6 protein-coding genes are annotated in these 8,724 nt (G+C 50.0%); 1 reads left to right on the top strand and 5 read right to left on the bottom strand.

The genetic code is table 11. From position 1 onward, the window contains the following. Positions 1–192: 192 nt before the first annotated feature. Positions 193–1,845 carry a Na/Pi cotransporter family protein gene (locus LAT75_RS14120; protein WP_291483325.1) on the bottom strand — a complete coding sequence of 551 codons (1,653 nt, stop codon included), beginning with the start codon at positions 1,843–1,845 and terminating at the stop codon, positions 193–195. 244 nt (positions 1,846–2,089) lie between these two features. On the opposite strand from LAT75_RS14120, the gene ppk1 reads away from it, so the two are divergent. Then, a complete protein-coding gene (gene ppk1, locus LAT75_RS14115) occupies positions 2,090–4,330 on the top strand; it encodes a polyphosphate kinase 1 (RefSeq protein WP_291483324.1) in 2,241 nt (746 codons plus the stop codon). 104 nt (positions 4,331–4,434) lie between these two features. Here the strand turns inward: ppk1 and LAT75_RS14110 are convergent, their stop codons facing one another. The 4 genes from LAT75_RS14110 to LAT75_RS14095 form a co-directional block, all read right to left on the bottom strand. Then, entirely contained in the window at positions 4,435–5,163 is a 729-nt protein-coding gene (locus LAT75_RS14110; RefSeq protein ID WP_291483323.1) for a hypothetical protein, read from the bottom strand. 275 nt (positions 5,164–5,438) lie between these two features. Next, entirely contained in the window at positions 5,439–5,981 is a 543-nt protein-coding gene (locus tag LAT75_RS14105; protein ID WP_291483322.1) for a hypothetical protein, read from the bottom strand. A 38-nt stretch (positions 5,982–6,019) separates the two neighbouring features. Then, entirely contained in the window at positions 6,020–7,507 is a 1,488-nt protein-coding gene (locus LAT75_RS14100; protein WP_291483321.1) for a RagB/SusD family nutrient uptake outer membrane protein, read from the bottom strand. Between the two features lie 18 nt (positions 7,508–7,525). Next, on the bottom strand, positions 7,526–8,724 hold a 1,199-nt coding region (locus LAT75_RS14095), incomplete at its 5' end, for a TonB-dependent receptor (protein WP_291483320.1).

Raw genomic sequence — 8,724 nt, 5'->3', positions numbered from 1 at the left:
CTGCTTGGCGATCTGTTCTTCACTACCGTAATGTTCGGCTCTTTCGAGCTTGTTCGCCGCAACGTACCTGCGCTACAGACAGCCTGAAAGGCAACCCAACCGTTTTAAAGAAAAGCCGGTTTCTCCAAAGAGGAACCGGCTTTTTATTTTAAGCGGGATGCGTACCGGGACCTGAACCCGATTTTCGCAGGTCTAATCCTGCTGCTCCGGTTCCATCAGTGCGGGTCCGGTTCCCGGCTCGTGATCAATCAGCTTGTTGAAGCCATCCATGTACATGGCCGCTTTGAAACACTGATCCCAGCTGCGGCGGTAGCCCCGTATGATATCGTGCAGCACCACCATTTCCGAAATGGGTATGGTGCCGGAACTGCCGGCCTTGAGCACGGTCGATTTTGCTGACTCGTAGGAACTCTCAAGCTGTTGAACCAGCTTAGCCAGCTCGGTAATCGAAAAGCCTGCTTTTTCGGAATCAGCCTGCTTCATGAATGAGCGCAGCAGCTTTTTCAGGATTTTAATGCTTTCTTCTACCTCGGCCGGCAGCTTCACCCCCGACTGCACGATGGCGGCTGATTCCAGCGCATGCTGCCGCGCCTCGCTGAAGTACTGCATCACCCTGAGGGCACCGGGCAGCATTTCCTGAGCCTCTTCCCCCAAATCCCTGCTTTGCATTTTCTGGATGTATTCCCCGGTAAGGAAGCTTAGTTCGTGAATCACCTCATCATCCTGCCGCAGTTCAGCTATGCTGCGTTTTTTCTTGAGGGAGCCGGTAATGAGCTTGCGGGACTTCCGCCCGATCCGCTTTAGCTCGAATATAAGGGCGCTTTGTGCCAGGGATGGCGTAGCGAGGATGTTATCGTCGAGGTAGCGGGTGGTTCCGGGCTGCTGTTCGGTTTCCTTAAACCGGGTTTCCAGAAAGGACGTCAGCATTTTGGCGAAGGGAAGCAAAACGATCAGCCCGGTAAGTTTAATCGTAGTATGAAACACGGCAATGGTAACCGCCGGGCTCAGCTCGGGTCCGAATATCCAAAAAATACCTGCGAGGTAAAGCCCCACAAAAGGCAGCGCGATGGGCCCCTTCAGCAGGTTAAACAGCACATGTATCATTGCTGCGCGTTTGGCATTGGCCGTTGCGCCCACAACTGCAAAAAGTGCGGTTGAAGTGGTTCCGATATCGGCTCCGATTACCAGCACGGCAGCCGCGTGAATCGGGATAACGCCCGTTGCTACTGCCGTGATTACCACGGCGATAGCAGCGCTGGAAGACTGCATCACCGAAGTGAGCAGTATCCCGATCACAAACATCAGAGCCATCCCGCTAAATCCAGTGCCGAAGCGGTCGAAAGGTACATCGCCCGCAAGGCTCTCAAAGGTGGTTTTGAGTACATCAATCCCCAAAAAGAAAATGCTGAAGCCAACCAGCGCCTGCCCCAGCGCGCCGGTTTTGGAATTCCCTTTCGACAGCCAGATGGCCATGCCTACGGCAAGCAGCGGCAGGGCCATAAGCTGCAGGTTCAGCCGGAACCCGACCGTTGCCACAATCCAGCCGGTGAGCGTAGTGCCCACATTGCTGCCAAAAATAACGTAAGTAGCCTGAAGCAGGGTCATCAGCCCGGCGTTCACAAATCCGATGGTCGCAAAAATGACCGCGCTCGACGACTGCACCATAGCCGTAATAAGCACACCGCTGAGTACGCCTTTGAGAGGTGTTGAGGTATATTTGGAAAGCAGGTTCCGGAGCGTATCCCCCGCTGCCAGCTTGAGTCCGTCGGTCAGCATTTTCATCCCAAGCAAAAAAAGCGCAACGCCTCCCGCAAAGGACATCAGCATTACTGCATAGTCGCTCATGTAAACAATCCTCGTAAATAAAATGTACAGGTAGCTTAAATCCTCAGTAAGACAGCCTAACAGGCGACGGCAACCTGCTTTACGGACGTGCAGCAATCCGGGCTATCCGAAATATCTTTTCTTAAAACGGACTTTATGATACTAAATCTGCTTCAATAATCCCGATTCTGTGCGCTTTCTTTTTTGAACTGCCCTTTTGTTCTCTATCTTCAGCACATACATATCAACTTTACGCCATATCAGCATGAGCAAAATTTTAACTGATCAAAACGATGATCTGAGTCCTGACCGGGAATCATTCGATCCTACTGCATACCAAAAGAGCAGGCGCCAACCTATTGAGCCTGAAAAAATCCAAAAGAACAATTTTAAACTTATTTCGGGTACCGACCTTGAACTTCACGGGCCGGAGTATTTTCATAACTACGAATTAAGCTGGCTCGATTTCAACTTCCGGGTATTGGATGAAGCCCGCAACCCGGCGAATCCTCCGCTGGAGCAGGCCAAATTTATTGGCATAGTTTGCAGTAACCTCGACGAGTTTTTTCAGAAAAGAGTAGGCGGCCTGAAACGGCAGCTGCAGGCCGGTGTTAACGAACCTTCTGTTGACGGTCTCACGCCTTTTGAACAGTTAAAAGCCATCCGCAAAAAAGTAAAGGTGATGATTCAGGATTACCGCAGCTGCTTTTTTGATGAAATCGTGCCCCGCCTTAAAGAGCATAAAATCGAATTCCGAAATTTTGCTGAGCTCAGCAAGAAAGAGCGAAAAAAAGTAAACGACTACTTCGATTCGCAGCTCTACCCTATTCTCACCCCGCTTATTGTTGATCAGGCGCACCCCTTCCCCTTTATCTCAAATAAAAGCCGATCTTTCGCACTGGAGATCGCCGATGATGCAACAGGTGAAAGCATCTTTGCCCGAATTAAGGTGCCCGACAACCGTCCGCGCTGGTTTACCATTGAGAACACCGCTTCCAAAGCAATACTTATTAATATCGACCACATTATCAGGGAACGCATGGGGGATTTGTTTCCGGGCGCTACCGTACAATCAGCTCATATTTTCAGGGTAACCCGAAACGCAGATCTGAAACGCAACGAAGAAGAAGCCGACGACCTGCTTGAACTGATTGAAGAAGAACTCCGCGAGCGGCGCTTTGCAGATGTGGTCCGTCTGGAAATTGAGGCCGACATGCCGGTTCATATTAAAGAAATTTTGATGGACCGCATGGATGTGAAGCCTATTGACGTGTTTGAGATGAAAGGCTCCATCGGACTTGCCGACTGTATGCAGCTGGGCAAGGTTAAGGGGTTTGATCAGCTCAAGTACAGCAGCTGGAACCCTGTGCTGCATCCGGCATTTCGGAGTACAGGCGAAGAAGGCAGCAGCGATATTTTCAGCATCATCCGGGCTAAAGACATCCTGGTACATCATCCCTACCACAGCTTCAGCAGCTCAGTGGAGCGTTTTGTTCAGGAAGCTGCTGCAGATCCGAAAGTGCTGGCGATCAAGCAAACCCTGTACCGCACCTCAACCGACTCATCCCTCATGCACGCCCTCATTAAAGCCGTTGATGCCGGCAAGCAGGTTGCGGTACTCGTTGAGCTAAAAGCGCGCTTTGACGAACAACAAAACATGGAGTGGGCGCTCAAACTTGAGAAAGCCGGTATTCACGTTTCCTACGGGATACCCGGCCTGAAAATTCATTCAAAAGTTACCGTAGTTGTGCGTGATGAAGGTGAAATGCTCCGCCGGTATGCACATATAGGAACCGGCAACTATCATCCCGGCACGGCAAATTTGTATGAAGATCTGGGTCTGTTCACCTGCGACCCGGAACTGACTTCAGATGTTTCCGACCTGTTTAATTTTCTCACGGGCTATGCGCCAAATCAGACCTATCGCAAGTTGCTGGTAGCCCCGAATTATCTTCGTACCCGTATTTTTGATTACATCATGCATGAGGTCGAAGCGGCACAGAATGGCGGGCCGTCGCGCATCATCCTGAAAATGAACAGCCTTGAAGATCCGCAGCTTATACAGCTGCTGTACTATGCGAGTTCGCAGGGTGTAAAAACCGACCTGATTGTGCGCGGTGTTTGCCGGTTAAAAACCGGCCTTAAAGGGCTGAGTGAAAATATCAGGGTGCATTCTGTAATTGGCCGGTTTTTGGAACACTCGCGTATTTACTATTTCCGGCACGGCGAAGAGCACGTTTACCTGATTGGCTCAGCCGATATCATGCACCGGAACCTGGATGCACGTGTGGAAGCCATCACCCCGGTCGAAAATCTTCAGCTGAAGAAATACCTGCGCTTTATTTTTCAGGTACAGCTCAACGACAACCAGCAGCGATGGGAACTCGGGCCTGACAGCCAATATACCCGTGTAACTAAAGAAGCAGATCAAAGTGAAGTGGCTACCCATCAGGTATTGATGAACCATGCTCTTTATTCCAAAGATCCGCTGCCAGTACAAAGCTGAGCAGCATTTGGATAGTAAACTACCTTCTGAAGCCAAAAAAAGGCCGGTACTGTGAAAACAGCCGGCCTTTTTTGTAATTCAGTACTTATAAATCGGATATCGTGCTACAGCAAGGTGTTGTAATGCTGTACGAGCCGGACAAAATCTCTCTCTGAACTGAAATCGAGATTATTTTGTCGTGCATAATCGCGTATGGCATTGCTGTGATCACCAAACAGGCGAAGCACGTTCCTGCGGTTAAGCCTTACGCGGTGAAATTCACCGTTTTCATCTTTAAAAAGCAGCATTTCACGGGGCTCAAGGCTGTCGTGTCGTTCAACAAATCCAAAACCGGATGCTCCCTGCTGTGCTTCGCGAATCACGCGGCTGTGCCGCTTGTACACACCTGCCTGCTCACCACTGTGCAGCACCTGCAGATACGCGTTCCGGCCAAATTCTCCGGGCATTACGCCAATTCTGTTCTGGAAACTAATTTCGTTGCCACCCGGCATGATAAAAGTAAATCCTCTTACAAGCACCTCACTAAGCTGAAGCGTATCAGCTCTGTGCACAACCTCAATGGCATCACTCCAGATGTTATACCTGGAACGGACATCTTCGAGAACCTGCCCGTTATTGAGATGGATATCCGCAGCAAGCCATGCATCTGTAAAATACGGGCTACCCATTACGCCTGAAGCCCGAAGAGGAGCGGTGATAATTACCGAGTTGCCACGAATAAGGTTTTCTACATTGCCACGCTGTGCCATATCCTGGGCCTGTACCGATCCGGCAAACGTGAAATACAGCATTGCTGCAAGAATGGTGAATAGTGTTGATTTTTTGCAGAACATAAAAAGCGGATGGAGTTAATTCAGATGAAACATACCGATAATAAGAAATAGAAAACTGAGGATGTACACCGTTATCAATGATTTACATAGATGCCCCTGCTTTACAACACAGCGGCAGATTACTTTCGTTTAACGTATCCAATGCTTGTTCATTATACCATTTTATGCCGAACAGCTTCAGCTGATAAAGATCCTGAAGCGGGTTTAAGCGGTCAAGAAAAAAGGCCGCTTCGTGCTGTACGAAGCGGCCTTTTGGATCAGAAGCTGTTTAAAGCTTAGTTGGCACCGCGGGTACCCTGAACAACACTGCGGGTGAGGTTCGGGGCAACGCGGTATGCAGCGCCTGCAGGTGCATCCTGCAGCTCAAAAACAACCGTGTTGCGGCTTCTTGTTGAAACGTTATCAAGGTTCCAGCTCAGAACGAAGTCTTTAACCAGGCTGTCAGCCGGAGTAATTTCAAACTCACAGATATTGGAGCTTGTGAAATCACATCCGCTCAGAGAAAAGTGCGTTCCGTACTCAATATCATACAGAAACGTACCTTCTGATACGCCTCCAAAATTCTGAGACTGAACTGCAAATGATTCCTCCGGCATAAAAGCGAAAGAGCCTCTGTGGGTCTGTGTCTGGAGGGGCCCGATGAGCTGAACGCTCACCGTAATGGGCTGCCCCTGCTGAATGTTGGCTGCAGAAACATCACCAGGCTTAATTTCCATTTGAAGCGGGCCATCGTAAGTGATTACGTTGTCGTCAAAACAGGAAGTAAGAAAAAGCCCGGCTACTGCAAAACCAACGAGGATTATCAGTTTATTTAACATAGCATAAATCGTTTTGTCGGTTATAGAAAATAGGGTGTTTAGTCTTCAGCGGCGTAGCCGGGATTCTGAAGAATAACGCCATTGCTTGCAACAACCTGAGAGGTAGGAACAGCACTCAGCCATCTGAAATCGTCAGATGGGATAATTCCTACTCCGGAAGCTTCGGGCTTTTCAAGCGACCTGTTCAGTCGCTTCAGATCGAACCAGCGGTGGCCTTCGAAAGCAAGCTCACGGCGGCGCTCAACCAAAATCTCTTCAAGCAATTCGAAACCTGAGAGATCAACAGCCAGCAATCCGCGATTTGTGCGAAGGAGGTTGAGATCAGCCAGTGCATTGGCATCCTGCCCCAAACGGGCAAAGGCTTCAGCACGATTCAGCAAAGCTTCAGCAAAACGCAGTACCGGAGTGTTGTCGATAAAGCTTCCGGCACCTTCAACCGTTTGATTGAACTTGAGGGTATGTGTTTGAGCAGGCACGAGGTTGCCGTTGGCAAGCTCACGCCGGTTGCTGTACCATCCGGTTACACGGCCTTCATTGTCGGCGCGCAAACGTACGTCTCTGCTTGAGTCATAGATTGCGATCAGCTCCTCAGAAGGAACGATATCAAACCATTGCGCGGGAGTAAACAGTGCTGAAAGAGAATTGTTCACGGCACCTCCAAAATCATTCGAAGTAATACGTACTTCAAAAAACGCTTCACGGTTAGGGGCTGTGTTTGTTGAGTTGAAGATCGTCGGTGCCTGAGCAGCTGTTGCGAGAGCTGCACCAAGCGGGCGATCCATTGCCCGTGTAGCAAACTCAGCAGCATCAGCATAACGACCCCAGTACAGGTAAACCCGTGCAAGAAGTGCCTCAGCCGCAGCCCGGTTGCCCAGGAAACGGTTTGTACTGCCAAACTGATCGAGCAGCTGAATAGACTGAAGCAAATCTCTTTCGATCTGCTCATACACTTCTACGTTAGAAGCGCGTGCACGTGCGGTCTGAGCATCTTCTACAACAAGAGTAGGCGTAGTACGGATAATCACTGAGTGATTCCAGCCATTTATTTCACGACCCGGCTCGTAGCCGTAAGACTTGGCAAGGTCATGATAGGCCAGGGCACGCAGAAAGAGCATTTCACCTTTAATACGGTTACGCTCATTCTCCGGGGCATCTACACCATCAATAGCTGTGATAATGTAGTTGGTATCGTTAATCATAGGGTAGTAAAGACCCCATCCGCCAACACCGGTTCCAACTGCGTTAATCGCTTCTGACACGTAACGGCCGGAAGGGTTATTGGTTGGATTCTGCACACCGTTATCGGCAAGCACTTCTGGTGCAGCGATGCGGGTATTGGTGTAGGCAGTAGTGCTGATCAGCCGGTTGTACGCGGAGGCAGCGATACCACGGATACCCGTGATGTCGTTTAACGCAACTTCCGGACTGATAGACTGTCTCGGTTCGGTATCCAGCAGTGAGTCACAGGCGTAGAAAGTAAAGGCGCCCAGACCCAGTGCTGCTAAAGTGGCAATTTTTTTAAGCATAATTATCTGTTCTAAAAATTAGAATTGCAGAGAAACGCCAGCAGAGTAAATACGCGGCTGCGGGAATGGTGCATTCGCAACCACTAAAATTTCAGGGTCGAGACCGCGGTAGTTGGTCCAGGTAATCAGGTTAAGCCCCTGAACAAATACGCGTGCGTTTGAAAGGCCAATCTGGCTTACGATATTGGTAGGTACCTGATATGAGAGCGAAGCAGATTTCAGACGAATGTATCCCACGTCTTCGAGATGCCAGGTAGAGGCCGTAAAGAAGAAGTCGGCATCAGATCCGCCTTCAGACTGACGGGCAGACGCTTTAGGCATGTCGGTGATATCACCGGGCTGCTGCCATCTGTCGAGCGTACGGCGGGTAAGGCCGCGGCCACGGAAGATGGTACCGTCGAGGAAGAAACCTTCCTGCTGCTTGAAGCTGTCCTGACCAAGGTTAAACTGGAAGAACACGTCAAGGGTAAATCCGCCGTAAGAGATGGTGTTGTTCCATCCGCCAATTACATCAGGGAATGCCTCTCCTACGAAATCGAGGTCTTCTTCTGTTGGGCTGTAGGTGATTTCACCGTTACGGTCGAACCACATACCACGGCCGTCGGCAGGGTTTACACCGGCAAAGCGGAACAGGCGCTCAGCAAAGATGCTTTGGCCTACGTCATAACGAACCCCGTTGATAATGCGGAACTCCGGAGAATCAGCACCAAGATTCAGGATTTCGTTATCCTGGAAAGTGATGTTGAAGTCAGAGGTCCAGCGAAGACCATTCCAGTTTACAAGAGTACCACCTACTTCAATCTCAACACCCTGATTGCGCACTTTACCAATGTTGTTTGAGAAAGAGCCGAATCCGGAATCAGAGAAGAGGAAGTCGTTAAGAAGCATACGGTCGTTGATGGTACGGTACACATCAACTGCACCATAAATACGGCCTTCAAACAATGCCCAGTTTAAACCGAGGTTAACGGTGCTGGCTTCTTCCCAGGTAAGCAGGTTGTTACCCAGCTGCGTAGCACGCAGGCCGGATACACCATTGTAGGTTCCGGAGCTGCCAAACAGAGAGCGGGAAGCGAAGTTGGCGATTTCAGAGTTACCGGTTACACCGTAGCTGGCACGAAGCTGAAACTGATCGAGCCAGTCAACATTCTCAAGGAAACGCTCGCGGGTAAGCTCCCAGCCCAAAGAACCGGAGTAGAACAGACCCCACTGATTGT

Origin of the sequence: Cyclonatronum sp. (assembly GCF_022565315.1) — a bacterium.
Classification (GTDB): Bacteria; Bacteroidota; Rhodothermia; order Balneolales; family Cyclonatronaceae; genus Cyclonatronum.
Note: the sequence above shows the minus strand (reverse complement) of the source record. Positions and strands in the feature narration are given on the sequence as shown.